27 protein-coding genes and 1 tRNA gene are annotated in these 25,335 nt (G+C 72.6%); 12 read left to right on the top strand and 16 right to left on the bottom strand.

The window, feature by feature from the left end; genetic code table 11:
• Positions 1 to 71 precede the first annotated feature (71 nt).
• From BGO45_RS05645 to BGO45_RS05635, 3 genes are all read right to left on the bottom strand, one after another.
• A complete protein-coding gene (locus BGO45_RS05645; protein ID WP_292691664.1) occupies positions 72 to 1,277 on the bottom strand; it encodes an FAD-dependent oxidoreductase in 1,206 nt (401 codons plus the stop codon).
• A 67-nt stretch (positions 1,278 to 1,344) separates the two neighbouring features.
• On the bottom strand, positions 1,345 to 1,671 hold the full coding sequence (locus tag BGO45_RS05640; RefSeq protein ID WP_292691662.1) for an ATP-dependent DNA ligase: 327 nt from the start codon (positions 1,669 to 1,671) through the stop codon (positions 1,345 to 1,347).
• A gap of 125 nt (positions 1,672 to 1,796) precedes the next feature.
• The gene (locus BGO45_RS05635) at positions 1,797 to 2,726 is read right to left on the bottom strand and encodes a helix-turn-helix transcriptional regulator (RefSeq protein ID WP_292691660.1); all 930 of its coding nucleotides are present in this window, start codon (positions 2,724 to 2,726) and stop codon (positions 1,797 to 1,799) included.
• Positions 2,727 to 2,966: 240 nt separating this feature from the next.
• Here BGO45_RS05635 and BGO45_RS05630 point away from each other — a divergent pair, with 240 nt between their 5' ends.
• From BGO45_RS05630 to BGO45_RS05620, 3 genes are read left to right on the top strand one after another with little or no spacing between them, the layout of a single operon-like run.
• Complete coding sequence (locus BGO45_RS05630; RefSeq protein WP_292691658.1) at positions 2,967 to 3,314, top strand: sugar ABC transporter ATPase; 348 nt, start codon at positions 2,967 to 2,969, stop codon at positions 3,312 to 3,314.
• A 52-nt stretch (positions 3,315 to 3,366) separates the two neighbouring features.
• Complete coding sequence (locus BGO45_RS05625; protein ID WP_292691656.1) at positions 3,367 to 4,176, top strand: alpha/beta hydrolase; 810 nt, start codon at positions 3,367 to 3,369, stop codon at positions 4,174 to 4,176.
• Positions 4,177 to 4,189: 13 nt separating this feature from the next.
• Complete coding sequence (locus tag BGO45_RS05620) at positions 4,190 to 4,732, top strand: TetR/AcrR family transcriptional regulator (RefSeq protein WP_292691655.1); 543 nt, start codon at positions 4,190 to 4,192, stop codon at positions 4,730 to 4,732.
• A 30-nt stretch (positions 4,733 to 4,762) separates the two neighbouring features.
• Here BGO45_RS05620 and BGO45_RS05615 read toward each other — a convergent pair whose 3' ends face one another.
• From BGO45_RS05615 to BGO45_RS05605, 3 genes are all read right to left on the bottom strand, one after another.
• Entirely contained in the window at positions 4,763 to 4,963 is a 201-nt protein-coding gene (locus BGO45_RS05615) for a CDGSH iron-sulfur domain-containing protein (RefSeq protein WP_292691654.1), read from the bottom strand.
• Positions 4,960 to 5,928 (bottom strand): iron-containing redox enzyme family protein, encoded by a 969-nt coding sequence (locus BGO45_RS05610; RefSeq protein ID WP_292692886.1) that lies wholly within the window; start codon positions 5,926 to 5,928, stop codon positions 4,960 to 4,962. Before BGO45_RS05610 ends, BGO45_RS05615 begins: the two co-directional genes overlap by 4 nt.
• A 188-nt stretch (positions 5,929 to 6,116) precedes the next feature.
• Positions 6,117 to 6,572, bottom strand: coding sequence for an Hsp20/alpha crystallin family protein (locus BGO45_RS05605; RefSeq protein ID WP_292691653.1), 456 nt, complete (start codon positions 6,570 to 6,572; stop codon positions 6,117 to 6,119).
• A 169-nt stretch (positions 6,573 to 6,741) separates the two neighbouring features.
• Between BGO45_RS05605 and BGO45_RS05600 the strand changes: the two genes are divergently transcribed.
• Positions 6,742 to 7,569, top strand: a complete 828-nt coding sequence (locus tag BGO45_RS05600; RefSeq protein ID WP_292691652.1) for a UbiA family prenyltransferase — start codon at positions 6,742 to 6,744, stop codon at positions 7,567 to 7,569.
• Here BGO45_RS05600 and BGO45_RS05595 read toward each other — a convergent pair.
• The 4 genes from BGO45_RS05595 to BGO45_RS05580 all read right to left on the bottom strand — a co-directional run bounded on the left by BGO45_RS05595 (position 7,562) and on the right by BGO45_RS05580 (position 11,828).
• Positions 7,562 to 8,695: an NAD(P)/FAD-dependent oxidoreductase gene (locus BGO45_RS05595; RefSeq protein WP_292691650.1), complete on the bottom strand. Its 1,134-nt coding sequence runs from the start codon at positions 8,693 to 8,695 to the stop codon at positions 7,562 to 7,564. The genes BGO45_RS05600 and BGO45_RS05595 overlap by 8 nt on opposite strands.
• Positions 8,688 to 9,407, bottom strand: a complete 720-nt coding sequence (locus tag BGO45_RS05590) for a methyltransferase domain-containing protein (RefSeq protein WP_292691648.1) — start codon at positions 9,405 to 9,407, stop codon at positions 8,688 to 8,690. Before BGO45_RS05590 ends, BGO45_RS05595 begins: the two co-directional genes overlap by 8 nt.
• Positions 9,404 to 10,498 (bottom strand): type III polyketide synthase, encoded by a 1,095-nt coding sequence (locus BGO45_RS05585; RefSeq protein WP_292691646.1) that lies wholly within the window; start codon positions 10,496 to 10,498, stop codon positions 9,404 to 9,406. Before BGO45_RS05585 ends, BGO45_RS05590 begins: the two co-directional genes overlap by 4 nt.
• A 133-nt stretch (positions 10,499 to 10,631) precedes the next feature.
• Positions 10,632 to 11,828, bottom strand: a complete 1,197-nt coding sequence (locus tag BGO45_RS05580; RefSeq protein ID WP_292691645.1) for a glycosyltransferase — start codon at positions 11,826 to 11,828, stop codon at positions 10,632 to 10,634.
• Between the two features lie 204 nt (positions 11,829 to 12,032).
• Between BGO45_RS05580 and BGO45_RS05575 the strand changes: the two genes are divergently transcribed.
• Positions 12,033 to 12,479, top strand: a complete 447-nt coding sequence (locus BGO45_RS05575) for a helix-turn-helix domain-containing protein (protein ID WP_292691642.1) — start codon at positions 12,033 to 12,035, stop codon at positions 12,477 to 12,479.
• Between the two features lie 39 nt (positions 12,480 to 12,518).
• Here BGO45_RS05575 and BGO45_RS05570 read toward each other — a convergent pair whose 3' ends face one another.
• A complete protein-coding gene (locus BGO45_RS05570; RefSeq protein ID WP_292691640.1) occupies positions 12,519 to 12,863 on the bottom strand; it encodes a hypothetical protein in 345 nt (114 codons plus the stop codon).
• A 166-nt stretch (positions 12,864 to 13,029) separates the two neighbouring features.
• On the opposite strand from BGO45_RS05570, the gene BGO45_RS05565 reads away from it, so the two are divergent.
• The gene (locus BGO45_RS05565; RefSeq protein WP_292691638.1) at positions 13,030 to 13,965 is read left to right on the top strand and encodes an AraC family transcriptional regulator; all 936 of its coding nucleotides are present in this window, start codon (positions 13,030 to 13,032) and stop codon (positions 13,963 to 13,965) included.
• Between the two features lie 12 nt (positions 13,966 to 13,977).
• Here the strand turns inward: BGO45_RS05565 and BGO45_RS05560 are convergent, their stop codons facing one another.
• Entirely contained in the window at positions 13,978 to 15,468 is a 1,491-nt protein-coding gene (locus BGO45_RS05560; protein WP_292691636.1) for a SulP family inorganic anion transporter, read from the bottom strand.
• A gap of 93 nt (positions 15,469 to 15,561) precedes the next feature.
• On the opposite strand from BGO45_RS05560, the gene BGO45_RS05555 reads away from it, so the two are divergent.
• Positions 15,562 to 15,933, top strand: a complete 372-nt coding sequence (locus BGO45_RS05555; protein ID WP_292691634.1) for a MerR family transcriptional regulator — start codon at positions 15,562 to 15,564, stop codon at positions 15,931 to 15,933.
• Positions 15,930 to 16,217, top strand: coding sequence for a hypothetical protein (locus tag BGO45_RS05550; RefSeq protein WP_292691632.1), 288 nt, complete (start codon positions 15,930 to 15,932; stop codon positions 16,215 to 16,217). Before BGO45_RS05555 ends, BGO45_RS05550 begins: the two co-directional genes overlap by 4 nt.
• A 134-nt stretch (positions 16,218 to 16,351) precedes the next feature.
• Here BGO45_RS05550 and BGO45_RS05545 read toward each other — a convergent pair whose 3' ends face one another.
• Positions 16,352 to 17,116: a GntR family transcriptional regulator gene (locus BGO45_RS05545; RefSeq protein ID WP_292691631.1), complete on the bottom strand. Its 765-nt coding sequence runs from the start codon at positions 17,114 to 17,116 to the stop codon at positions 16,352 to 16,354.
• Between the two features lie 56 nt (positions 17,117 to 17,172).
• On the opposite strand from BGO45_RS05545, the gene BGO45_RS05540 reads away from it, so the two are divergent.
• From BGO45_RS05540 to BGO45_RS05525, 4 genes are all read left to right on the top strand, one after another.
• Positions 17,173 to 18,063, top strand: coding sequence for a proline iminopeptidase-family hydrolase (locus BGO45_RS05540; RefSeq protein WP_292691629.1), 891 nt, complete (start codon positions 17,173 to 17,175; stop codon positions 18,061 to 18,063).
• Positions 18,064 to 18,108: 45 nt separating this feature from the next.
• Positions 18,109 to 19,533 carry an APC family permease gene (locus BGO45_RS05535; RefSeq protein ID WP_292691627.1) on the top strand — a complete coding sequence of 475 codons (1,425 nt, stop codon included), beginning with the start codon at positions 18,109 to 18,111 and terminating at the stop codon, positions 19,531 to 19,533.
• Positions 19,530 to 20,498: an acetamidase/formamidase family protein gene (locus BGO45_RS05530; protein ID WP_292691625.1), complete on the top strand. Its 969-nt coding sequence runs from the start codon at positions 19,530 to 19,532 to the stop codon at positions 20,496 to 20,498. Before BGO45_RS05535 ends, BGO45_RS05530 begins: the two co-directional genes overlap by 4 nt.
• An 11-nt stretch (positions 20,499 to 20,509) precedes the next feature.
• A tRNA-Ser gene (locus BGO45_RS05525) sits at positions 20,510 to 20,601 on the top strand.
• Positions 20,602 to 20,658: 57 nt separating this feature from the next.
• Here BGO45_RS05525 and BGO45_RS05520 read toward each other — a convergent pair.
• Genes BGO45_RS05520 through BGO45_RS05510 form a run of 3 tightly spaced genes read right to left on the bottom strand, consistent with a single transcriptional unit; the run spans position 20,659 to position 25,253 of the window.
• Complete coding sequence (locus tag BGO45_RS05520; RefSeq protein WP_292691623.1) at positions 20,659 to 22,965, bottom strand: DUF3488 and transglutaminase-like domain-containing protein; 2,307 nt, start codon at positions 22,963 to 22,965, stop codon at positions 20,659 to 20,661.
• Positions 22,952 to 24,199: a DUF58 domain-containing protein gene (locus BGO45_RS05515; protein ID WP_292691621.1), complete on the bottom strand. Its 1,248-nt coding sequence runs from the start codon at positions 24,197 to 24,199 to the stop codon at positions 22,952 to 22,954. Before BGO45_RS05515 ends, BGO45_RS05520 begins: the two co-directional genes overlap by 14 nt.
• 7 nt (positions 24,200 to 24,206) lie before the next feature.
• Positions 24,207 to 25,253, bottom strand: coding sequence for a MoxR family ATPase (locus tag BGO45_RS05510; RefSeq protein ID WP_292691618.1), 1,047 nt, complete (start codon positions 25,251 to 25,253; stop codon positions 24,207 to 24,209).
• Positions 25,254 to 25,335: the final 82 nt, after the last annotated feature.

Here is a 25,335-nt window from a genome sequence, read left to right as displayed (position 1 = left end):
GCCAGTCTTCGCGCGATTGCTCCCGCGGGCCCCCGGGGTTGAGGGATCGACGGATCTGGCCTATACGCCCCTCAGGCGCGGCCGCGCAGGATCAGGTTCCAGTAGACCCACGGCAGGATCCGTCGGTCGGCGATCCAGGTGGAGCGTCGCTCGCGCGACAGCGAGCGCCAGAACGGGATCGTCGGTCGCGGTCGCCCCCACCGATCGAACTCGGCGAACACGACCGTGCCGCGCGAGACGGTGAACGGGACGACGCTGTAGCCGTCGTACCGCGCGGTCGGCGTTCCGCCGCGGAGTGCCGCCCGCAGGTTCCGCGCGAGCACCTTCGCCTGCGGCCGGATGGCTCCCCCGGAGGGCCGGGTGGCGACGCGCGCGGCGTCGCCGAGAGACCACACGTCCGCGAAGCGGCGGTGCCGGAGTGTCTCGGGGTCGATGTCGACGAACCCGTGCGGGTCGTCGGGGTCCGCGAGTCCGCTTCCCGCGATCCACTCCGGTGCGCGCTGCGGCGGGACCGCGTGCAGCACGTCGTACGCGAGCGTCTCCTCGTCGTCGCCGTGACCGATGGTGAGCGTGCGGGAGCCGGCATCCACGCTCCGCACTTCCCGCGAGTACCGCACCTCCACGCCGTACGCGTCGAGCACGCGGCGGAGTTCGCGATCGACGTCCGGGATGCCGAACGGCACGGGGTCCGGCAGCACGAGGATCGCGCGGATGTCGTCGAGGACCCCGAGCGAGCGCCACCAGTCGCACGCGAGGTAGAGCGGCTTCTGCGCGGCGGCGCCGCACGAGGCCGGCTCGGGAGGCTGGGTGAAGACGACCGTGCCGCGGCGCAGGTCGCGCAGCGCGGGCGAGGCCTTCGCGGCGAGGGCGAGGTCGTAGTTCGACACGCCTTCGGGCGCGGCCATCGCCTCCGGGAGCCCCGGAATCGCGTCCCACGCGAGGCGCAGACCCGCCGAGACGATGAGCTGGTCGTAGTCGAGGTGACCGCCGGAGATGAGGTGCACGCGGTGCGCGGCCGGATCCACGGTGAAGACCTCGTCGCGCAGCCAGCGGACGCCCGGTGGGATGACATCGGCTTGCGGGCGCACCGCGCGCGAGGCGCGCGCCGTGCCGCCGGCGATGTGGGACTGCAGCGGGGCGTAGATGTGCGTCGTGCGCGGCTCGATCACCGTGATGTCACCGAGCCGGGCGCGCTGGAGGCGCCCGGCGATCGAGAGACCGGCGTTGCCGCCCCCGATCACGACGATCCGGGGGTTCGCGGTGGGGGAGTCGGGCATGCGGCATCCTTCCGTCCCGGCGAGCACACCCCGATACGGCGCGGGCGGCGACCGCGTTGACAACGGGTCAGCCGATCGGCTCGGTGGCGAGCAGGTCCTCCGGCGGTTCGGGGATCACGTAGAGGCCGGTGGGGGAGTTCGCCACCGTCATCAGGGCCTCCAACCACGCGCGGTTCAGCGCGGGAGGACGTCCGCCGTGGAACTTGAACACGATGCTCGCGCGGGGGTGCAGCCAGACGGACGTGCGTCCGCCCCCGGTGCTCACCTCGTCCTTCCACTGGAAGTAGAACGGCTCGCCGCGGCGCAGCTTGTTGCCGATGACCACCTGCATGTGCGCGAGGAGCCGATCCTCGAAATCGGTCCGGGTGGTCCCCTCGTACACGAACTTCCCCACGAAAGGTCCTCCTCGCCTCGGAACCTCGTCACTGTGCCCGGTCGCGCGGCCGGTGGACGGCATCCCGCACTCTTCGCGCCATCCCGGCACCGGATGCGACATCGGATGCGCCCGCGCGACACCGGTCAGAACATGCGCGCGGTCTGGGCCGGATTGCGCCCGTACATGTCGCGGTAGAACCGGGCGAACCGCGACGGGCTGGAGAACCCCCACCGTCGGGCCACGTCGCTCACGTGATCGCCGCCGTGCTGGAGGTCGCGGTGCGCGGCGGCGAGTCGGACGGTCCGCAGCTGCTGGGAGGGGGTGGTGTCGAGCGCGCGGCGGAAGGCGTGCTGCAGGCCGCGTGTGGAGATCCCGGCGGCCTCGGCGATGTCGTCGATCGTGATCGGCTCGTGGGCGTGCGCGTCGATGTAGGCCAGCGCGCGGCGGACGGTCCGCGGCGCGGCGGCCCGCTGGGCGCTCGTGTCGAGCGCCTCGAGGTACGTCGTGGAGAAGGCGGTCAGCGTCGACATCAGCGCGTGCCGTTCGAGTTCGGCGGCCACGAGCGGCTGGTCGTGGCCGACGGCGAGGGCGGATGCCACGTACCCGAAGCTGCGCTCCCATTGCACGGCGAGGGCTCGGTCGCGTGGGACGGGGTCGATCGAGCGCAGTACGAGGCGGTCCTCGCCCGAGACGGCGCGGGCGACCTGCTCGGCGGAGGTGCGGTCGAAGATGAACGCCCGGACGTTCGCCGTACCGCTCCAGCGGGCCTGAATGGGGCTGTCGCCGGTGAGCCAGGGCTGACGCGCATCGATCGGCTGCCCCTCGGTCATCACGCGGGCGTCGAGGGCGATGAGCTGACACGCCATGATCTGGTCGTCGAGGTGGATGGACGAACGCACGTCGGCGCGGAGCGAGTACTGGACGAGCGAGAAGGCCCCCGTCTCGATCGACGACCAGCGGAACCTCACGCGCCGAGGGTCCACGTGCTCGAGGCGGGCGCTGGGGACGAACTGCTGCCACACCGTCTCGACCTCGTCGGCGCCGGTCGCGTTCACGGTGAGAACGTCCCCCATGTCACCCTCCTCCGCGGCGATCGGTCCGCGGCATCCGGGATATCTTGCCCCCGCGGTGAGGAGGGACGTCCTCGTGGGACGGGGCGCGCGAGGCTTCGGCCTCGGAGCGAAACCGGCGGGGTCGCGTCGGTCGTCGACGCTGTCAAGGGGGCGGGAGGGGTGGCGGGTGGGCGGTGGGATGGGGGAGTCGTCGAGCCGACGACGCGTGCGGACCCGCACGGACGACCGAAAGGATCCCCCATGAGCGACGTCTCGTCCGACCCTGGCATCCCCGCCGCCGCCGATGGCGTGACGGGTGCGCAGCCGCTGCGCGACGGCGACACCTCCATCGAGCCCGATCCCGCGCTCGACCCCGCTCAGGCGGAGTGGGATGCCACCACCGCTCTCGACGAGGGTGCCGACCCCGCCGACCTCGACCCGGCGACCGCGACGGGCGCCGACCCGGCCGAGATCCCCGCCGTCGACGCCGACATCCCGCTCGCGGACGTGCACCCGGAGTCGACCGGCACCGACTCTCAGGGCGAGGACCCGGGCGTGGTCGAGCTCGGCGAGGAAGGACAGGGTGACCTCGCACCCGAGGATCTCTGAGACGCGCGATCCCGCGCTTGCAGTCTCTGGCTAATGGGCGTAGCTTATGGCTATGGACATTAGCCAACTTCAGGTGGACGGCGGTCGACTGGCCGTCGAGGTGCGCGGGACGGGACCCCTCGTGGTGTGCTCGCCCGCGATGGGCGACGAGCGCGACGCGTTCGGACCGTTGGCCGATCGACTGGTCGCCCGCGGCTACCGTGTGGCGCTCGTCGACCTGCGCGGACACGGCGACAGCGACACGACCTTCTCGGACTACGGCGATCAGGCCACGGCGGGCGACCTGCTCGCGGTGGTCGACGCGCTCGGCGGTGGGCCCGCGGTCCTCGCCGGGGCGTCGATGAGCGCCGGCGCCGCGATCATCGCGGCCGGATCGCGACCGGATCTCGTGTCCGGCCTGGTGCTCCTCGGGCCGTTCGCCCGCAACGGCAACCCCGCCATGAGCGCCCTCCTGCGGCTCCTGCTCGCCCGGCCGTGGGGTCCCGCGGTGTGGCGCGGCTACTCCGCATCGTTGTGGCCGGGACTCGGTGCCGGCGCCCGCGAGCGTGCCGCGCACCTGTCGCGGCGGCTGGCGCGGCCCGGACGGTGGGCGGCTTTCGCCCGCACGACGCGCGTCGATCACTCGGTCGTCGCGCCGTTCCTCCCGCGCGTGACGGCCCGTTCGCTCGTCGTGATGGGCGCGTCCGACCCGGACTGGAAGGACCCGGCCGCCGAAGCCGCGTGGCTCGCGGGCGAACTGTCCGCCGAGGTGCAGATCGTCCCCGGTGTCGGCCACGCGCCGATGCTCGAGGCGCCCGACCTCGTCGCCGATCGCGTCTCGTCGTTCCTCGCGGAGGTGAGTGGTGCCGCGGGCCGGGCTTGACGCCGAGGTCGTCGTGCGTCGCGCCACCGAACTCGTGGATGCCGAAGGCGTGGCATCCCTGTCTCTGGCACGCGTCGCGACGGCGCTCGGTGTGGCCGCACCGAGCCTGTACAAGCATGTCGGCGGACTCGGCGATCTGACGGACCGCGTCGCGCTCGCCGCAACCCGGGCGTTCGGTTCGGCGCTCGCGCAGTCGTCCCGCGGGCTGTCTTCGCGCGACGCGCTCGAGTCGCTCGCGGCGGCGTACCGCGGGTTCGCGCGAGAGCGTCCGGGCATGTACGCGCTGGCCCAGCGCGGGGGCGCCGGCCCCGAGTGGGAGGAGGCCGCCGCCGCCCTCGTCGAGGAGATCACACGCGCGCTCGCCGGGTACGGCGCGGCGGCGGCCGACGTGCATCGCATCCGTTACGTGCGCTCCGCTCTGCACGGGTTCACCGATCTCGAGCGGGTCGGCGGCTTCCGTCAGTCGGCGTCGGTCGACGAGACGTTCGCCCGGCTCGTGGACGCCCTGGATGCCGAGCTCTCCCGGCCGACGGAGGAGGAGCGCGCCGCGGACTGACGGTGTCCGGCGTGGTCGGGGCGCCCCACGTCAGTCGTCGGTGCGGAACCCCGCGGGCTTGTGGGTGCCGTCGCAGAACGGCTTGATCGTCGACAGGCCGCAGCGGCACAGGGCGACCGTGCGTCGCCGCCTCTCGATCGGGTTCCCGTCGGCGTCGCGCAGGTCGACGTCGCCCCGCACGAGGAGCGGGCCGTCGGGGTACGCGGTGATCCGCGGTGCCTCCGAGGTCAACGGACCTCCTCCGGGCGCAGCGACGACTCTCCCCGTGACCAGGCGTCGAGCAGGTGCTCGCCGACGCGACCGTCGACGCTGAGGCAGGCCGCGGCACCGAAAAGGATGTCGGGGAGCAGGTCGGGACGGTCCTCGGCGAGGGTGCCCGCGAGATCGCGCGCGGCGATCTGCTCGTGGACGGCGTCGGCCTCGACATGCTCGTCGAAGTAGCCGCAGACGTCGTCGCCGAACCCGAGGCGGCGGAGCCCCTCGGCGTACAGGCGGTTGGGGATCGACGAGGTCATCTCGAAAGCGGCGAGGTGGCCGACGATCGCGCCGAGGAGGCGCCGGTTGAGGCCGAACATCGACATGGCGTTATGGGAGGCGAGCGTCACCGCGGGGACGTCGTCGACGTAGGCGCCGTAAGCGTCGGAGAGGCCGGCTCCGCGGACGGCCCGGGCGAACAGCGCGGCGTGCACGCGTTCGGGGTTGCCGCCGCCGTACTCGTCGGACTGGATCTCGACGAGCGCGGCCTTGGGGCGACCGGTCAGCCGCGGGATCGCCCACGAGTGCGGGTCTGCCTCGCGCAGCGTGTAGATGGTCCGGTGCACGAGGAACTCGTGCGCCTGATCGAGCGACGCCTTCTTCGCGAGGTGGCGCGAAAGGCTCGGGCCGGTGTCGGCGGCGGTCAGCGCGAACAGCGCACGGGCGACGGCATCCGCGGTCGGCGCCGGGAGTTCGGGCTCGGGGAGGCGGGCACGGAGAGCCGCCTCGAACGCCCGCTCGATGACCGCGCGTGTGGCGAGGAGCGAGGGGTCCCACTCGAGTTCCGGGTCGAACGCCGCGATCGATCCGTAGGCCGAGGCGTAGAGCGCGAACAGGGCCAGCTGGATGTCGTCGTCGGTCTCGACGTCGGAGGATGCAGCGACGGCCGCGTCGGCGAGAACCGTGTGGTTCGTGGCCGCGCCCGTGCTGAGGTGGTGCAGGACGGCGGCGCTCACCGGGCCGCGGGGCGTGAAGGGGAGGGCGGGCACGTCATCGGCGTCGACGACGGCCGGCGGGTGGTGGGGGGAGAGGATCGCGGACACCCGGGCACTCTGCGGGCGCCTCGCCGTATCACCGAGCCCCTTGACAAGGGGGAGGGGGCGACCCGGCGGTCGCCCCCTCCCGGCGATCACTGCTCGATCGGCTGCGGGGTGCTCTCGTGGGCCTGGATGAGGTCGTTCCCGTCGTCGGTCGCGACCGCGATCCGACGCGGCTTGGCCTTCTCACTCACCGGAATCGTGACCGACAGCACGCCGTTGCGGTACGCGGCGCTGATGCGCTCGGTGTCGATGCCCTGGCCGAGGTTCAGCTGGCGGACGAACGAGGCGGTCTCGCGCTCGCGGGTGATCCACTTGACGTCGTCGCCCGAGGCGAGCGTGCGCTCGGCGCGGATGGTGAGCAGCTGCCCGTCGACGTCGATGTCGACCGAGCCGGGGTCGACGCCCGGGAGGTCGGCGTTCAGGACGTAGTGGTCGCCGTCGCGGTACAGATCCATCGGCATGCGGCGCGGACCACCGCCGCGGCGGGCGTCGAGGAGCGTGGACGCGAGGCGGTCGAGGTCGCGGAAGGGGTCGTGAGTGGCCATGGTCGTTCTCCTTTTCGATCGGTCCGGATACGCCATCCGGAGAGTTCTCAGAAGTTGAGTGCATCGCGCTCAACTTGATGTCAGATTAGCACTCTCGTGTCGAGAGTGCCAAGAGGTCGGTCCGCCTGCCCCGACCTCTCCCGCGGGGGAGACGCGGTACCGTCATCCCGTGCCCCCCGTCCCCGTCAAGCCGCCGCTCGTGCGGGCGCTCTGGGGCGCGACGCATCCCGGGCCCACGCTCGTCGTCACGACGCTGTCGCTCGCGCTCGGCATCGCCGCGGGTCTCGATCCCGGGCGGCTGATCCTGTTGGTCGTCGCCGTCTTCGCCGGGCAGGTCTCCGTCGGGCTCTCGAACGACGCGATCGACGCGGCCCGCGATGTCGCTGTCGGGCGCACCGACAAGCCGATCGCCCGCGGAGCGGTGACTCCGGAGGGCGCGCTCGGTGTGGCCGTGGCCTCCCTCGTCGTGGCCCTGGCGCTTTCTGTGCCGCTCGGACCGGGGTTCGTCGCCGCCCACGCGATTGCGCTCGCCTCGGCCTGGGCCTACAACGCGGGGCTGAAGTCGACCCCTGTATCGATCGCGCCGTTCCTGCTCAGCTTCGGGCTCTTCCCGTCGTTCGCGACCCTCGCGTCACCGGAGCCGGCGCTCGCCGCGCCGTGGGCGTCCGTGGCGGGGGCGGCGCTCGGTGCGGCCGTGCACCTCACGAACGTCGTCCGCGATCTGGATGACGACCGCGCCACGGGGGTGCGCGGGCTGCCGCACCGCCTCGGTGCCCGTGTCAGCGTGGTCGCCGCCGCAGCGGGCATCGTCCTGGGCGCCGTCGCCGTCTTCGCCGGGTCGGGCGGGGGTGTCGTCGGAGCCGTCTTCTTCGCGGCGGCCGTGCTCGTCGCGGCGGCGACGATCGCCCTCGCCCTGTGGCGTCCACCGGGGCGCGCGGTGTTCCAGCTGACGATGTTCGCGGCGCTCCTGCTGGCCGTACAGCTCGTCGTCACGTGACCCGGCCCGCCGTCCGCGCGGCGGCGTCGAAGTCCATCGCGTAGGCGCGTGTGAACGCCGCCGCCCCCGGGCCGCGGAGCACGGTGCGCAGTGCGAACGACCGTGCGGCGTGTCCGCGGGTCGAGGCACCGCGTCCCAGCATCGTGTTGAGGAACGCCAGGCGCGCCGCGTGCCGAGCCGAAGCGAGCCGCCCCCGTTCCCACGCGGCCCACCCGTCCGGCTCGTCCCCGTGCAGCCATTCGGCCAGCAGCGGCGACAGCGTCAGGGCGTCCAGGAGCCCGAGGTTCATGCCCTGCCCGCCGATCGGACTGACCTCGTGCGCCGCATCGCCGACGACGATCACCCGCCCGCGCCGCAGCGCGGGAGCCACCGCCCGCCGCACGCGGAACGTCGACGCGGCCGACGTGTCCACGTCGAGACCCACGCGATCGGCGAGGGCCGCGCGCAGGAAGCCGGCGGCATCCGGAACATCCGACGTGCCCGCCCAGGCGACGAGGCGCCGCCGCCCGCCCGGCAGCGGGAACGACTCGACGACCCCCTCGCGCTCGAGGTGGACGAGCGCCGTCGCATCGCCGGGAGCAGCGACGTCGACCATCGCGTATCGATCGGGGTAGTGCCGCGTGCGCACGGCTCCGGGCCGATACACGAGCTCGCGCCCCGCCCATCCGGATGCCACGACGACGACCTTCGCGCGGCGTTCGACCTCGCCGTCCGGTCCGGATCCCCGCACCCTCACCGAAACGCCGTCCTGACGGAGCCCGGTCACCCGCACGCCCCGCTCCACGGGCGGCGCGAGGCGGGTGAGCACGTCCACGGTGTCGGCCTGCGGCAGCGCCGCGACGTACGGGTGCCGCGCGCGCAGCCGATCGAAGCGGATCGCCGCAAGCACGTTCCCGTCCGCCCGCGCCTCCCCGCGGCGGATCCTGACCGCACGCGCGAGGAGCGCATCGGTCGCCCCCGAGTACTCCAGGTGCGCGAGGGACGGAGAGTGGATGCCGATCGCCCGCGTGCCGGCATCCGGTTCGCTCCGTCGCTCGAGGATCGCCACGTCGACGCCGCGGGCGCGCAGGTCGGCGCCGAGCGCGAGCCCGACGGGCCCCGCCCCGACGATCAGCACGTCAGCCACGGTCGGCCGTGCCCTCGGTGATCGCGAGCACGCGGAACGGTGCGGGAGTCACGACCCTCCACGGGTCGCCCAGCGCCCGGGCGAGTTCGTCCGCCCGGTAGCTGCGTCGGATCGATCGGAGGCCGTCGGTGCGCAGGAACGTACCCGGCGCGAGCGGAGTCACCCCGGCGGCGTACAGGCCGTACGCGAGGCGGCTCCGGGCGATGTCGGCGTGCAGCACGGCGGACCGCGCAAGGGCTCGCGAGTCGTCCGTGAACTCCCGCAGCTGCGCGCTGTCGAGGTGATGCAGCACGTGGTTCGACAGCACGAGGTCGAACCGTTCCCCGCCGGCGAGCAGCTCCGCCGAGCCGCGCGACACGAACCTCACCCCGGGCCGCTCGCGCTCCCGGGCCGCCTCGAGCGCCCGGGGATCCGGATCCGCGCCCACCCACTCGACGTCGAGACCGTCATGGGCAGCGAGCCCCGCGAGACGCGCCACGACATCGCCACCGCCGCACCCGAGGTCGAGCACGCGGGCCGGCCGTCCGAGTGCGCGAAGCCGCGGTCGAACGTGCGCGCGATACACGCCGCCCCACCCCGACACCGCGCGGTTCACGAGGTCGAACCGGCGATAGGTCGCCGCGAGGACACGCGGGTCGCATCCGGGGTCGTCCATCAGCTCGACGAGCGCCGTGTCGCGTCGCGCGAGCCCGCGCCACACCCCGCCGCTCACGCCGTCGGTCGGCGCAGCACGAGGCGCGCCGCCTCCACCGTCAGTCCCGGACCGAAGGCCAGCGCGGCGACGCGGTCGCCGTCGGCGCGCGCCGCGTCGGCGAGCAGATCGCGCAGGATGAACAGCAGCGTGGCGCTCGACATGTTGCCGTGCGCCCGCAGCACCTCGCGCGAGGGCGCGAGGGCCGTGGCATCCAGGTTCAGGGCCGATTCGACCCGGTCGAGGATGCTCCGACCGCCCGGATGCACGGCCCAGGCGTCGACCTCGGCGAGGTCGCCGAGCACGTCGGCCGCGATCGCCGCGATCTCGCGCCCGATGATGCGCGGCACCTCGGGCGTGAGGGTCATCTCGAAGCCCGAATCGCCCACGGTCCAGGACATGTCCTTCTCGCCGTCGTCGGTGACGAACGTCGCGAAGCCCTCCAGGTCGAGTCCCGGCCGGTCGACGTCCGCCGCGGCCACGATCGCCGCCGCAGCGCCGTCGGCGAACACTGACGCGGCGACGATCTGGTCGGGATGCGACGACGTCTGCCAGTGCAGGGAGCACAGCTCCGCGGCCGCGACGAGCACGACGGCGGCGGGGTCGGCCGCGACGATCCGCGCCGCGAGGCGCAGGGCCGGAATCGCGGCCGCGCACCCGATGAACCCGAGGTGGTACCGCTCGACGGAGGGGGACAGGCCGAGGTCGCGCACGAGGAGGTAGTCCGGCCCCGGGGCGAACATGCCCGTGCACGACACCGTGACCACATGGGTCACGGCCTCGCGGCCGAGTCCCGAGCCGTCCACCGCGGACGCGGCGGCCTCGGCGAACAGGGCCGGTGCGGTCCTGCGGTACTCGTCGTTGCGGGCGCCCGTGGGCGGCATCGTCAACTCGCCGTCCGACAGCGCCGCGAGCCCGTCGGCCGCACCTCCGGCCAACTGCGGCAGCACCGTGTGGCGGGTGTCGATCGCCGCGGCGTCGAAGGCCGCGCCCACGAGACGCTGGCTGCGGCGATCGAATCCGGGCTGGGCGGCGAAGAGGTCGCGCAGCGCCGACTGGGGCACACGGGTGCGGGGCAGAGCCGTGCCGATCGAGAGGATGCTCGCGGTCATGACTCACTGTAGACACGGTCGCGGGCAGCCGCGGCGGGGATGGTGCCGCCGCGACCCGCCGTCTATGGTGCCGAGGGTCCGTCGGAGGATGGCGCGGGCGTCGGTCCTGCCCCGGGGCCCTGGCCTGCGGGCGTCAGGCCGCGAGCACCTCGGGCAGCACGAGCTCCTCGATCGCGCCGCGGTAGTCGGCGACCATCCGTCGACGGTCCAGGCGCGCGCGGGCCGAGATCGCCGCCGACCGCAACTCGATGCGGCGGGTCAGGGCCTCCTGCCAGGTTGCCGCGATCAGGTCGGCGTCGCGCGGGGTCACGAGCCCGAACCCCGCGACGACCCGGGCGGCGTCCCCGACGTCGGTCGTGATCGGGATCGCTCCGGACGCCGCGCCCTCGGCGAGGCACAGGGGCGAGGCCTCGCCGAACGCGCTGGTGAGCGCGACGACGTCGGCGATCCGGTAGAGCGCGGGCATGTCCTCCCGCAGCCCGAGCGCATGCAGGGCGACGCCCGCGTCCAGTCCGGCGTCGGCGACGAGTGCCGCGAACCCGGGGTTGGCGAACGTCATGCCCGACCCGCACAGCACGTAGTGCGCGCCCGGGTGGCGCCGCGAGTGCCGGGCCACGGCATCCAGGAAGAGGCCCGGGTCCTTCATCGCGTCGAACCGCGCGGCGAGCATCACCACGGACGCCGTCTCGGGGATGCCGAGGGATTCCCGGATGCGGCGCCGCTCGGAGCGGGTGCCGGGACGGAACCGGCGCGTGTCGATCCCGTTGTCGATCACCCAGGCGTGCGTCGTCGACACGCCCGCGCGCGTGTAGGCCATCGAGGTCGATTCCGCGCACGAGATGGTGGCGGAGACCGCGCCGGACGCGCCCGCCTCGACCAGCCACCCCAGGGCGGGGCCGGAGTGCGTCGGGTCCGAGCGGTGCAGGCAGGCGGCCGTGGGGCGGTCGGGCAGCATGCCCGCCCGTTGGAGGGCGATGATCAGGCTCAGCGGCTGCTCCTTCAGGGACAGCACGATGTCGGCATCCGCGATGAGGGACGCCGCGTGCGCGAGCTCGGCCCGGCTGAAGGAGTCCGGAGTGATCGGCTGGTCGCCGGCGATGCGGTCGAAGGTGTCGATGCACACTCCCGCGCCGCGGAGGGTGCGGAACCGGGTGTCGTCGTGCGCGTGCTGCAGCGAGGCGTCCCGGCGGGCCGCGGCCGTCAGGGAGAGGACGCGATGGTCCTGCCCTCCGCCGCTGTGGAGCCCCGCGACGACGTCGGAATGGAGGATACGGGCTCCTCCGGCGAAGAATCCCTCGTACAGGGACAGCACGCGCACGGGTCGGTTCATCGCGATCGCTTTCCGTGGACGGGCGCCGCCGGGCGGAGCCGAATCGATCACCGCGATTGCGGTTTCCCCATGCTGAGGGTTCGACCCCGGGTCGCGGGTTACGCCGTGAAGACCATTGCGTGAACGCGTGGGCCGACGGACGCGGCGCAACGCACCGACCCCGGCGTCCGCGCACCGGGCATCGCACCGGTACGATCGGGGGTCGTGCAGAATTCCACGGACGCGTCGACGACTTCGGACCTCGCGCGCGCGCTCCTGGCCTACGACGACGCACGTCGTGCCGCGACCGCGGAGGCGCGGCGCGCCCTCTCGCTCAACGAGCTCGACGCGAAGGCCCTCATCTTCGTCGCCGAGAATCCCGGGGCTCGGCCCTCGCACGTGCGCGACCACCTCGGCATCACCTCCGCCGGGGTGACGACGCTCATCGACCGTCTCGTCCAGCGCGGAGCCGTCCGTCGCGACCTCGATGACGAGGATCGCCGCGTCAACCACATCACCGCGACGGTGGACCTGACCTCGCCGCCGTGGTGTTCGCTGCGCGGTTTCGACAACGCGGTGGAAGCCGCGATCGCGGAGATGGACCCCGCGGAAGCGGACCGGGTCGCCGCCGCCTTGCGGACCCTCACCGCCGCCGGCGCGGCGGCCGGCTGACGCACGGCGTGCGCTCGACCTCCCGCCCGGTTCCGCGGCTCAGGTTCGGGCGTTGACGAAGGCTTCGGCTCGACCCTGCAGGAACGTGCACAGGGCCGACAGCATCGCCAGCTCGCCGGAGAGCGCGAGGACGCGGGCCGAGCCGAGCGGCGCGGCGTTCTCGCGCGGCTCGAAGGTCACCGCCCATCCGGTCGCCCCGGGCTCGGTCTCGGGGGCCACGTAGAAGGTCGTCGAGACGCTCCGCAAGCGCGCGGCGATCAGGCCGGTATCGGAGTCTCCGTCGCCGTCCTGGGGGATCACCCGGAGGATCCCGGCGTCGTCGTACCCGAGGGTGCGGAAGTCGTCGATCCACGACTGCAGCGTGGTGATGGTGCGGTAGGGCATGGGGCGTCCCGTCGGTGAGTGCGCAGCGGGGGCGGCGACCCTCCGATTATCGGGCCCGACGCGCGAGCGCGCATCCCGCCACGGCGTGGAAACGGATCCATCGCACAGTTCGCGTGCACACGCAACGGTCTATCCGGTTTCGGCAGCGAGAACTTAGGAAGTGCCGGTGGAGCACACGCATGTCGAGACCAGGGATGCCACCACGGTGGAGGAGATGTGGCAGACAGTGGTACCCGGAGCCCGCATCGCCCGCGCCGACGGCATCCAGCCCGCTTTCGTCTTCCACGGTGTCGCCGAGCCCGGCTTCGGGCTCTGCGACTACACCGTGGGGTCGACGATGGTCATCGAGTCGGATCCGGGCGACCAGATGGTCGTCGGACGGATCGCGGGTCCGCGCATCCGCGCGACCTACCGACGCGAACGCATCGACACGACCGTGCCGTTCGTGGTCATGGATCGCCCGATCGAGATCGCGTTCACCGGCCGGATCGCCGGAACCGCGGTGTCCTTCGCCCGAGAGGACGTGGACGAGGCCGCGCGCCGACTCTCGGGAGACGACACGTTGCGGGTGCGTCCCCTCGGGTACGCGCCGATGTCCGAGCAGCGCCTGCGGTACTGGACCCGGACGTGGGAGTACGGCCGGGACGTGCTGCTGCGCTCACCCGAGCGTGCGCCGCTGATCGAGCAGCAGGTGCGTTCCCTCCTCCTGGAGGCCTCGCTGTTGACGTTCCCATCGACCCTCACCGAGGCTCTGGCCTCGGGGCGACCGGCCCGGATGCTGCCGGCTCCGGTGCGCCGGGCGAAGGCCTACATCGACGCGCACGCCACCGGGTCCATCGCCCTCGCGGACATCGCGGAGGCCGCGCGGCTCTCCCCGCGCGGGTTGCAGTACGCATTCCGCACCGCCACGGGGCGGACCCCCATGCAGTACGTCCGCCGTGTGCGCCTGGACGCGGCACGGGTCGAGCTGCGTGCCGCCGATCCCTCGATGGAGACGGTGGCGGCGATCGCGGCACGCTGGGGCTTCTCGAATCTCGGCAGGTTCGCCGCGATGTACCGCGCGGAGTTCGGTGAGACGCCCTCGACGACCCTGCGATCCTGAGGTCCGGGCGGGTCAGTGCCCGCCGAGCGTCCCGCTCAGACGGCCGTGGATCTGCGCGGTCGGCGCGTTCATCCCGATGATCTCGACCGTCGTGCCCTCGCGGGCGTAGCGCGTCTGCACGGCGTCCAGCGCGGCCACGGTCGAGGCATCCCACACGTGCGACTCCGAGAGGTCGATCACCACGTGGGCGGGGTCGTCGTGGTACGCGAAGCGGGTCGTGAGGTCGTTGCTGGACGCGAAGAACAGCTCCCCCTGGACGCGATAGCGGGCGACGTCGCCGTCGATGGTCCGGTGCACCTCCGTGACCCCCGCGACACGCCGGGCGAACAGCACGGCGGCGACGATCACGCCGACGCCGACCCCGATGGCGAGGTTGTGCGTCCACACCGTCACGGCCACCGTCGCCACCATCACGGTCGTCTCGCTCAACGGCATCCGTCGCAGGGAGGACGGGCGGATGCTGTGCCAGTCGAATGTGGCGACCGAGACGACGATCATCACCGCCACGAGCACCGCCATCGGGATGACGGCCACGACATCGCCGAAGACGATCACCAGGAGGAGGAGGAAGACGCCCGCGAGGAACGTCGAGATGCGTGTGCGCGCTCCCGAGGCCTTCACGTTGATCATCGTCTGCCCGATCATGGCGCACCCGCCCATGCCCCCGAACAGCCCGGAGAGGAGGTTCGCGGCGCCCTGCCCGAGGGACTCCCGCGTCTTCGACGACGGGGTGTCGGTGATCTCGTCGACGAGGGCCGCGGTCATCAGCGACTCCAGCAGCCCGACCACCGCCATCGCCAGGGCGAACGGGAAGATGATCGCGAGCGTGTCGAAGCTGATCGGCACGTTCGGCAGGAGCAGCGTCGGAAGGCTCTCGGGCAGCGCACCCTGATCGCCGACGGTGGGAACCGAGATGCCGAACACGACCACGGCGCCCGTCAGCAGGACGATGGCGACGAGCGGTGCCGGCACCGCGCGGGTCAGGTGCGGGAGCAGATACATGATCATCAGGCCCGCGGCCGTCAGGGGGTACACCGCCCACGGAACGCCGATGAGCTGCGGCACCTGCGCGATGAAGATCAGGATCGCCAGCGCGTTGACGAACCCGACCATCACGCTCCGCGGGATGTAGCGCATGAGCTTCGCGACGCCGAGGAGGCCGAGGATCACCTGCAGGATGCCGCCGAGGATCACCGTGGCGAGCAGATAGTCGACGCCGTGCTCGCGGGCGACCGGCGCGATGACGAGAGCGACCGCCCCCGTGGCGGCACTGATCATCGCCGGGCGTCCGCCGAGGAAGGAGATGGCGACCGCCATGACGAACGAGGAGAAGAGCCCGAGTCGCGGGTCGACGCCCGCGATGATCGAGAAGGCGATGGCCTCGGGGATGAGGGCGATCGCCACGACGAGCCCGGCGAGGACCTCGCGGGTCAGGAGGCGGGGGGAGCGCAGCGCCTGGAGGACGGTGGGCGCGGTGCGCGGGCGCGCGAGGACGTCGGTCACGGGGCCTCCGGGAGGGCGGGGAGAATGGGGAAGGGTCGCGAGGGCGACCATCGAACTCTACCGTAACGAGAGGGTTGCGGGATCGGGGATGCCATGAACGACGTGCGGCCGATGCAGATCGGCGAACTGGCCGAACGTACGGGACTGTCGATCCGCACCCTCCGGCATTACGACGAGATCGGCCTCCTGCGCCCGTCCGCGCGGTCCGAGGGCGGCTTCCGGCTCTACACCCCGGACGACGAGTCGCGGCTGCTGCTCATCCGCCGGATGAAGCCCCTGGGGTACTCGCTCGAGCAGATGGGGGAACTGCTCGCGGTCGTCGACGGCCTCGCGGATGCCCCGGCCGACGCCGTCCTTCGCGCGCGGCTGGAGGGCATCCGCGAGGAGGCGGTGGCGCGCCGCGACGCCCTGCGCCGTCAGGTCGATGCGGCCGACGAGTTCCTCGCGCAGCTGGCGGCGCGATGACGGACCGCGGCTTCGATCTGCGCGGGCACGGTCTGCACCTGACGGCCGCGCACCCCGACGACGCGGCCGACCTGTGGCCCCTCACCGACGCCGAGCTCTGGCGCGGCATGACGACGCCGTGGCCGGAGTCGGTCGAGGCCTACGCCGTGCACATCGAGCGGCAGAGGGCGACACCGGGCACGTCCGCCTTCGTCGTACGGGATGCCGAGACCGGCCGCCCGTGCGGATCCACTTCGTTCTACGAGTACGTGCCCGCGCAGCTCGAGGCGCTCCTGCGCGGCTGACCCGAAGCCGCCGTCTGCCGCGCACGCCGCCGCGACGGGAGGAGATTCGGCGAGGGGAGGATGCCAGGGCCCCGCGCGATCCTCCGCTCCCGGAATCTCCTCCCGTCGCAGAGTGCCGGCGGCCGCGGTTCGCGTCAGTCGCGCGCCGCCGCGGCCCGTTGCCGGGCGAACTCCCTGGCCTCGGCGAACAGCTCGAGGTCGATCTGCACGTGACGGCGGGCGAGCTCGGCGGCGTCGTCCGGGGTGGACCGCACGATCGCCGCGACGATCGCGTCGTGCTCGCGCCCGGCGCGCGACTCCATGCGGCGGTGGCTCTCGCGGTCGCCCCACGGGTGGGCGGGGGCGGACAGCGAGAGGTGGCGCTCGTGGTCGAGCAGGATCTCCCGCAGCGCCGTGTTGTGCGCCGCGTCGATGATCGACAGGTGCAGCAGACTGTCCGCGCGCTGCTTGGCGTCGCCGGACTCCGCGGCGTGGAACGCGGCGAGGTTGTCCTGCATCGTCGCGATGTCGGCATCCGTCCGCCGCTCGGCGGCCAAGCGGGCCAGGGACGAATGCAGGAGCGAACTGGCGGTGCACGCGTCGACGAGGTCGTCCCAGCGCTCGGCGAACCAGCGGTCCACCCCCACGACCACCGACGCGGGCCACTCCTGCGCCACGAACGTGCCCCCGGCACGCCCTCGGCGCTTCTCGATCAGGCCGCGCGCGGACAGCTCGTCGAGCGCGGCGCGGACGGTGGTGCGCCCGACTCCGAGGAGGGGGGAGAGGTCGCGCTCGGGAGGGAGGCGCGTCCCGGGGAGGAACTCGCCGACGGCGACCGCGGTGATCAACCGCTCGGTCACGCGCTCCACGAGTGATGCGTCGTCGGTCTCGGCCATCAGCTCCCCGTCGATTTCTTTCATGTTAAATCCCGAGAAAAGGTTTGCCAACGAACCTTTACCGGGTCCACGATGACTCCATGCACCGCGAGATCACCGTTCCGTTCCACGACGGATTCACCTGGGCCCGTCTGACCGAACCCGCAGAACCCACCGGCCGCGCGCCCCTCTTCGTCCTCCACGGCGGCCCCGGTATGGCGCACGACTACGTGAAGAACCTCGACGCCCTCGCCGAGATGACCGGCCGCACCGTCGTGCACTACGACCAGATCGGCTGCGGACGCAGCTCGCACCACCCCGACGCTCCCGTCGAGCAGTGGGTGCCGCAGTTCTTCGTCGACGAGTTCCACAATCTGCGCGAAGCGCTCGGCTTCGACGAGTACCACGTGCTCGGGCAGTCCTGGGGTGGGATGCTCGGCGCCGAGATCGCGGTCCGGCAGCCGGTCGGGCTGAAGAGCCTCGAGATCTGCAACTCCCCGGCATCCATGGAACTTTGGCTCGCCGGAGCCGCTCGGCTGCGCTCCGAGCTGCCCGCCCAGGCGCGCGCCGCCCTCGACCGCCACGAAGCCGACGGAACGCTCGACCACCCCGACTACGTGGATGCCACCCGCCTCTTCTACGAGCGTCACGTCTGCCGCATCACGCCCATGCCGCAGGACTTCGTCGACAGCGAGGCGCAGATGCTCGCCGACCCGACGGTGTACCACACGATGAACGGCCCCAACGAGTTCCACGTCGTCGGCACCGGCCGCGACTGGACGATCATCGACCGTCTCCCGCAGATCGCCGTCCCGACGCTCGTCGTCGCGGGCGAGTTCGATGAAGCGACCCCCGAGACGTGGGCGCCGTTCGTCGAACGCATCCCGGGCGCGCGCTCCCACGTCTTCGCGGGTGCCAGCCACTGCACCCACCTCGAGATGCCCGACGCGTTCCGCGCCGTCATCGCCGACTTCCTCGCTCCGCTTCCCTGACCCGCCGCACCCCGTTACGCTCCACCGCACCCGAACAGGAGTCCCATGTCCGACACCGCTCCCGGAGCCCAGCAGTCGCTGGAGTCCTTCGGCTACAAGCAGGAGCTCAAGCGCTCCATGTCCACCCTCGACCTGGTCGTCTACGGCCTGGTCTTCATGGTCCCGATCGCCCCGTGGGCGATCTTCGGCGTCGTCTACAACGCCGCCAGCGGCATGGTGCCGCTGGTCTACATCACCGGTGTCGTGGCGATGATCTTCACCGCCCTCGCCTACGCCCAGATGTCGAAGGCGTTCCCGATCGCCGGTTCCGTGTTCTCGTACGTCGGTCGTGGCATCCACCCCACCGTGGGCTTCTTCGCCGGGTGGGCGATCCTGCTGGACTATCTGCTCGTGCCGACCCTGCTGTACGTGTTCGCCGCGTCCTCCATGGCGGGGATCTTCCCCGACGTGCCGCAGTGGATCTGGGCGGTGGCGTTCGTGATCGTCAACACCGTCATCAACGTCCTCGGCATCGGGTCGATCAAGCTCGCGAACCGCGTCATGCTCGGCATCCAGCTCGCGTTCGTCGTCATCTTCGTCGTGATCGCGATGGTGGCGCTCTCTTCCGGCACGATCCCCGGCGCCGAGTTCACGATCGCCCCGGTGTGGGATGCCGACAAGGTCAACCCCGCGCTCATCGCCACCGCGCTCTCGATCGCGGTGCTGAGCTTCCTCGGCTTCGACGGCATCTCCACGATGGCCGAGGAGTCCACGGGCGACCGCAAGTCGGGCGGCCGCGCCATGATCATCGCGCTGCTCGTGGTGGCGGTGCTCTTCATCGCCCAGACGTGGTTCGCCAGTGCGCTCGCCGCCGGCACGATCGCGTTCTCGGACGACGACGTCAACAACGCCTTCTTCCTCCTCGTCGCCCAGGCGGCGGGCTCGGGCTGGGCGACCGCGTTCCTCGCCGTCAATGTCATCGCGGTCGGCATCGCCAACGCCGTCGCAGCCCAGGCGGCGACCTCGCGCCTGCTGTACTCGATGAGCCGCGACCGGCGCCTCCCGGCGTTCCTGTCGAAGGTCAACTCGCGGCAGGTGCCCCTCGCGGCGATCCTCGTCGTCAGCGCGATCTCGCTCGTGCTGGTGCTGTTCTTCGTCGGCCAGATCGCGGTGATCTCGTCGCTGGTGAACTTCGGCGCGCTGCTCGGCTTCATGCTCCTGCACGTGTCGGTGGCGGTGTACTACCTCGGCAAGAAGCGGTCGAAGAACTACCTCCTCCACCTCGTCGTGCCGCTGATCGGGTTCCTGATCATCGGATACGTGCTGCTCAACGCCGACATCACCGCCAAGGTCGGCGGCATCCTGTGGCTCGTCGTCGGCGGGATCGTGTACGTCGTCTTCGCCCGCAAGTACGGTGTGACCCCCGCTCCCGCACCCGAGCACGCCGCCTCGACCGCCGGGGAGGGCGGCGCGGAGGTGTCGTCGCGATGACCACCGAGCACCGCCTCGGCAAGGAGTTCGGGCGTCCGGGGCACAGCGCCGACGTGCCCCCGGTGCTGCGGATCGCGCCGGGCACCGGGGAGCGCATCGCATTCCAGACCGACGACGCCGTGTACCGCGAGCTCCACGAGCACGGCGACCTCGCGCGCCTCCAGGCTCCTCTGAACCCGGTGACCGGTTCGGTGTACGTCGAGGGCGCGCGGCCCGGCGACGCCCTGGCGGTGACGATCCATGAGATCCGGCTGACCGACACCGGGTGGGCGATGAGCCTGCCCGGTGTCGGGGCCCTGCGCGAGCGCATGCCCGACCGCGTCGTGACCCGCCGCATCCCGATCGACGCCGACGGCGTGCATCTCACGGATGCCGTGACCGTCGCACCCCGGCCGATGGTCGGCTGCATCGGCACGGCGCCGGCGTCGGGTGTGGCCTCCACGGTCATGCCCGCCCACGCGATCGGCGGCAACATGGACGTCACCGACATCGCCCCCGGCGCCACGGTGTACCTGCCCGTCGAGGTCGAGGGGGCGCTGCTCGCGATCGGCGACGTGCACGCGATCATGGCGCGCGGCGAGTCGTCGTTCGTGGCGATCGAGGCCGAGGGCACGGTGGTCGTCTCCGTCGACCTCGTTCCGGGCCTGGCCCTGCGGGCCCCGCGCATCGCGACCGCCGACGAGTGGATCTTCGTCGGCCTGGGCGCCACGGTGCAGGAGAGCGTCCGCCGCGGATACGAGGACGCCTTCGACGCCTTCACCGAGCGGGGATGGGATGCCATGGACGCCTACACCGTGATGAGCGCGCTCGCTCACTCCGAGCTCGGCGGACCGACCGGGGCCGTCGACCCCGACCCGCTGCACCCGTTCGACGCGATCGGCGCGGTCACCCTCCATCGCGTGCCGCGCGCCCTGCTCGACGGGGAGCCGTCGCCCGCGGCGGGGGAAGCCGCCGCCGCCGTGTAAGATCGTCTGTTGGAAGTGTGTCCGAGCGGCCTAAGGAGCATGGCTGGAATCCATGTAGGCGGGGTAACTCGCCTCGCAGGTTCAAATCCTGTCACTTCCGCCAGACGGAGCCCCGTCCGAACGCGAGTTCGGGCGGGGCTCCTTCGTTCACCCCTTCGGCTCAGCCGACCCTCTCGGGCACCTCGACCGGCGATGGCTCCCCGCGCATCGCGAGAGAGCGGGGGAGGACCACCGCGAGCACGCGTCGCCCCGGCGATGCGCCCGAGCGCAGCCGGGCGCGGACGCGGGCGACGGCCTCGGTCAGCGCCGCACCGTCCCCGGAGCGGCCGCCGTCCTCGGCGTAGACGGCGTGCTCCAGCGCGTCGCGCAGGACCGTGATGTCGTCGGCGTCCACGCCGTGCTCATCGATGAGGCGAGAGGCGAACGCGCGGGGCGACTCGGCGTCGGGGGCACGGATGCCGAGGTCCACGGCCTGCGCGCGGATCTCCGCCCAGGCGGCCACCGCGTCGCCCGCGCGGATGAGCGCCGTGCGCGACCGGCGCCGCCACGCCCGCACCGAGCCCGGTGCGGCCAGCAGGACGAGGAGCACGACGCCGCCGACGGTGAGCAGCAGGCCGGTCGGATTCTGGGCGCTGGACGCCCCCGAACCGGCGGACGTCGATCCCGGACCGTCCTGGTCGCCGAGCTGCGGAGCGTCGGTGCGGGTCGCGCCGGGGGTGGCGGCATCCTGCTGCTCGGGGGTGGTCGCCGAACCCGACTGGCCGCCGGTGTTCCCGGAGGCGAAGTTCGTGGGCACGCCGAGGCTGTTGGTCGGTTCGAACGGCACCCAGCCGATGCCGCGGAAGTACACCTCGGGCCAGGCGTGCAGCTGACTCGACGTCACGGTGTAATCGGCTTGACCGGTCTGCTCGACCGAACCCGACCGGGTGCCCGGGAGGTAGCCGACGACGATCCGCGAGGGCATGTCGAGGGTGCGCGCCATGACCGCGAACGCGGAGGCGAAGTGCACGCAGTAGCCCGTGCGTTCCTGGAGGAAACGCGCCACGGCGTCGATGCCCGCCCCGTCGAATCCGGCCTCGACGGGAGCGTCCAACGAGTAGCGGAACTGGCTGCTGCGGAACCACGACTGCAGTGCGATCAGTGCGTCGTACGGCGACTGCGCTCCGGCCGTGACCGAGCGCGCCGTGTCACCGATGATCGCGGGGACGTCGGCGGGGAGGGCGCGGACGGCGTCCCCGAGCTCGGCCCCGCCGACCGGCCGCGAACGGATCTGCTCGAGAGTGGGCCGCGGGACGAGCGCGCGCACCTCGTAGTCCTGGTTCCGCGACGACCCCGAGCGCGACACGATCGTGCGGTTGGCCGGCATCCCCAACCAGTCGCCCTCCAGACCGGTGACGGTGGATGCCGGGTAGGGCACCGGAAGCCACGGGCTGTCGAGTTCGCCGACCTTCACGCTCGTCGTCCAGTCGGCGACGGCGATGTCGCCGTCGACCTGCACGGGATCGAACACCGGCGCGTCCCCGCCGGGGACGCCGACGGTGTCACCCGAGTCGGGCTGCCACACCGCCCCGTCGAACTGCGACAGCGTGACGGCGCGGAGGTAGGGCGCCGACGGTGCCGTGGTGGTGAACGTCAGCACGTCGATGTCGCGCGGCTGGCGCAGATCGTTGCCGAGCTCGAGGTTCGGGTTGATGGTCGTGCCGAAGCCCGCGCCCGTGCCCGAGGCGAAACGCAGAGCCGGCTGGGGGAGGAGCGGGACCGCCACGAGAGTCACCACCACCGACACGGCCGCGATCCCGATCGCGGTCGCCGATGCGCCCCACGCCCGCGAACCGCTCCGGCGGGCAGCGGGAGCGCCGCGCGTGCGGGAGCGGACATCCATGCGCAGGAGGAACAGCACGGTGGCGGCCAGGGCGAGCACGGCCGGTACGTCGACGTCGGCGGGGATCGCGATCGTCGGGATGAGCGACACCGCGACCAGTCCGACCCCGGCCAGGAGCGGCATCCGCGCGGTGAGGACCACGTGGTCGAGCACGACCGCGAGGCCGGTCACCGCGGCCACCAGCACGAACGCGAGGCCCAGGGCGGGGACGACGGGGGCGACGCCGAGCCGGATCTCCTCCGACGCACCGGCGAACAGCGTCGGCACCGAAGCGAGCGTCGCGGGCGTCGGGATGACGCCGAGCAACGCCGTGGTGCGACCGAAGACCGCGGTCAGGAACACGACTCCGACGACGAGCTCGACCACCGTGGCGACGAGGGCGGGGGCGCGCGAGAACCGCACGGCGAGACCGCATCCGAGCACGAGGGCCGCCCCGGCGAGGGCGCCGACCGTCCACGCGCCGGGTGCGATGACGGAGAGAACCGGCAGCAGAGCCGCGGCGATACCGGCGAACACCCCGAGCGAGAGCAGGGCCAGATCGCGCCGCCGCCGCTCGGGGCGGCCGCCGGCCTCAGGCGCCGACACGGGCGTCCTCCGGTCGTGTCGCCTCTTCCCACGCCCGGGCGACGTCGCCTCCCGGGGTGAGCGACGTGGCGTGCCATCCGGTCGTGGTGCGGAGATCGCCGGCGGGGCCGACGTCGGACACGGTCAGCAGGATCGCGAGCGGCGAGCGCGGGGCCGCTGCCCGGAGGGAGAGGAGGTCGTCCGGCTCCACGCGCCCGGTCACGACGACGACCGGGCCGAGCAGGGCGGATGCCCCCGCGGGGACGATGCGGCGTGACGGGCCGTCCGCGCGGGCGTGCAGCGTCGCGAACGAGGCCGCGAGGCCGCGGGCCTCGGCATCCTCTCCACCGTCGACGGGGTCGGCCAGGAGCGCGCCGTCGCTGTCGATCACGTCGACGGTGTAGCCCTCGTGCACGAGCCGTGCGACCGCCGAGACACACGCGGAGACCGCGGTCTCGAAGGCGCGGTCGCGGCCCGGTCCCTCGGCGGCCGCCGGTGACCACCGCGCGAGCGCGCGGTCGAGCACGACCGTCGCGGCGGGGCTCGACTCCTGCTCCTCCTGGCGGACCATGAGGGTGTCGCGGTGGGCGGTCGCCCGCCAGTGGATGCGCCGCATCGAGTCGCCGGGGGCGTACGGACGGGCGACGAGGTTGTCCGCGCCCTGGCCGAGATGCAGGGCGGAACTCTGCCGCGTGCCGCCGGCCTCCCCGGTCGAGGAGGGGAGCGGCGCGAGCTCGACGATCGTGGGTGCCACGGTCACATCGGTCGCGCAGCCGACGGCGAATCGCCGCCGGATCAGCCCGAACGGGTCGGTCGTGGACACCCGCAGCGGCCCGACCGAATGGATGCCGCGTACCGCACCGCGCACCTCGTACCGCAGCCGCACGGGGGTGCCCGTGCGCCGCAGGGTGGACGCCGCGGCGGGGAACGCGCCCTCCGCGCGGCCGTCCAGACCCGCGGGCAGCGTGTCCGACCAGCGGCCCGGGAGCGTCGGAAGCGCGGTGCTCACCCGCACCGACAGCTCCACCTCGGAGATCCCGCCGACCTCGACCACCTCGGGCGCGGCGGACCGGACGACCTCCCCGGTCGCGCGGACCGCCAGCGCGCTCGCCGCCGCGCACAGCACGAGCGCCAGCATCAGCACGCCGAAGTACAGCAGCTCGGGGATCGCCGCGCGCTGCGCGACGACGAGGGCGATCACCGCGAGGGCGAGCGCTCCGGTGCCCCGCAGGGTCAGCGGCCAGCGCCCCCTCACGGCGTTCTCACGCCCGCTGCGCGAGCGGGACGCGCACGCTCGCCGCGATCCGCTCCAGCGCGTCGGCCACGACCACGGCCCCCGCACGACCGCCCGCGGCCGAGCGGTTCGCGATGACGCGGTGCGCGAAGACGGGGCTCAGGAGCGCAGTGAGGTCGTCCGGGATGACGTACCCGCGGCCGTCGAGCGCCGCCCGCACCTTCGCCGCGCGGACCAGCTGCAGCGTCGCGCGGGGGCTCGCCCCGAGGCGGATGTCGGGGTGGCTGCGGGTCGCCTGCGCCAGGGCGACGGCGTACTCCTCGAGAGCCGGGGCGACGTGCACCCCGCGCGCCCAGGCGATCATCGCGGTGACCTGGGGGGCCGAGACCACGGGGGTGAGCGCGTCGAGCGGATTGACCGCGTCGCGCTGGCGCAGCATCAGCGTCTCGGCGGCGGCGTCCGGGTACCCCATCGAGATCCGCAGCAGGAAGCGATCGCGCTGCGCCTCGGGGAGGGCGTACGTGCCCTCCATCTCGAGCGGGTTCTGCGTGGCGACGACCAGGAAGGGGGAGGGGAGCACGTGCGTGCGTCCGTCGACCGTGACCTGCCGTTCCTCCATGGCCTCGAGCAGCGAGGACTGCGTCTTCGGCGACGAACGGTTGATCTCGTCGGCGATCACGATGTGAGCGAAGACGGCACCCGCGGTGAACTCGAAACGCCGCTCGACCGGGTTGAAGACCGATACGCCGGTGATGTCGCCGGGCAGGAGGTCGGGCGTGAACTGGATGCGGCGCACATCGGCGTCGATCGTGGCGGCCAGGGCCCGCGCGAGCATGGTCTTGCCCACGCCCGGGACGTCCTCGATGAGCAGATGCCCCTCGGCGAGAAGTGCGATGAGGGCGCTGCGCACAGCGTCCGGCTTGCCGTCGATGACGCGCGACATCGACGCCAGGATGCGCTCGGTGAGCCGGGCGAAGGAGGCGGCGTCCAACGGTTCGTCGGATTCCGTGCGCAGCGGCTGGAGGTCGGGGCGGCGCAGCCGCGGGGCCGCCTCGGGCGTCACCGTATCGTCCATGGCATCCCTCGTGTCGCATCGCGGCGGAGGAGCGTCTCGGGCCGCCGTGACCTGATCGTAACCTGCGTGAACCCGTCCCGGG

The organism is Microbacterium sp. 71-36, from assembly GCF_001898305.1.
Taxonomy (GTDB): domain Bacteria; phylum Actinomycetota; class Actinomycetes; order Actinomycetales; family Microbacteriaceae; genus Microbacterium.
This window is presented reverse-complemented; position numbering and strand designations above follow the sequence as displayed.

Coding starts and splice junctions, on each gene's coding strand:
- BGO45_RS05645 (WP_292691664.1), bottom strand. CDS start 1,277: ATGCCCGACTCCCCCACCGCGAACCCCCGGATCGTCGTGATCGGGGGC.
- BGO45_RS05635 (WP_292691660.1), bottom strand. CDS start 2,726: ATGGGGGACGTTCTCACCGTGAACGCGACCGGCGCCGACGAGGTCGAG.
- BGO45_RS05630 (WP_292691658.1), top strand. CDS start 2,967: ATGAGCGACGTCTCGTCCGACCCTGGCATCCCCGCCGCCGCCGATGGC.
- BGO45_RS05625 (WP_292691656.1), top strand. CDS start 3,367: ATGGACATTAGCCAACTTCAGGTGGACGGCGGTCGACTGGCCGTCGAG.
- BGO45_RS05605 (WP_292691653.1), bottom strand. CDS start 6,572: ATGGCCACTCACGACCCCTTCCGCGACCTCGACCGCCTCGCGTCCACG.
- BGO45_RS05585 (WP_292691646.1), bottom strand. CDS start 10,498: ATGACCGCGAGCATCCTCTCGATCGGCACGGCTCTGCCCCGCACCCGT.
- BGO45_RS05580 (WP_292691645.1), bottom strand. CDS start 11,828: ATGAACCGACCCGTGCGCGTGCTGTCCCTGTACGAGGGATTCTTCGCC.
- BGO45_RS05570 (WP_292691640.1), bottom strand. CDS start 12,863: ATGCCCTACCGCACCATCACCACGCTGCAGTCGTGGATCGACGACTTC.
- BGO45_RS05555 (WP_292691634.1), top strand. CDS start 15,562: ATGAACGACGTGCGGCCGATGCAGATCGGCGAACTGGCCGAACGTACG.
- BGO45_RS05550 (WP_292691632.1), top strand. CDS start 15,930: ATGACGGACCGCGGCTTCGATCTGCGCGGGCACGGTCTGCACCTGACG.
- BGO45_RS05545 (WP_292691631.1), bottom strand. CDS start 17,116: ATGAAAGAAATCGACGGGGAGCTGATGGCCGAGACCGACGACGCATCA.
- BGO45_RS05540 (WP_292691629.1), top strand. CDS start 17,173: ATGCACCGCGAGATCACCGTTCCGTTCCACGACGGATTCACCTGGGCC.
- BGO45_RS05535 (WP_292691627.1), top strand. CDS start 18,109: ATGTCCGACACCGCTCCCGGAGCCCAGCAGTCGCTGGAGTCCTTCGGC.
- BGO45_RS05530 (WP_292691625.1), top strand. CDS start 19,530: ATGACCACCGAGCACCGCCTCGGCAAGGAGTTCGGGCGTCCGGGGCAC.
- BGO45_RS05510 (WP_292691618.1), bottom strand. CDS start 25,253: ATGGACGATACGGTGACGCCCGAGGCGGCCCCGCGGCTGCGCCGCCCC.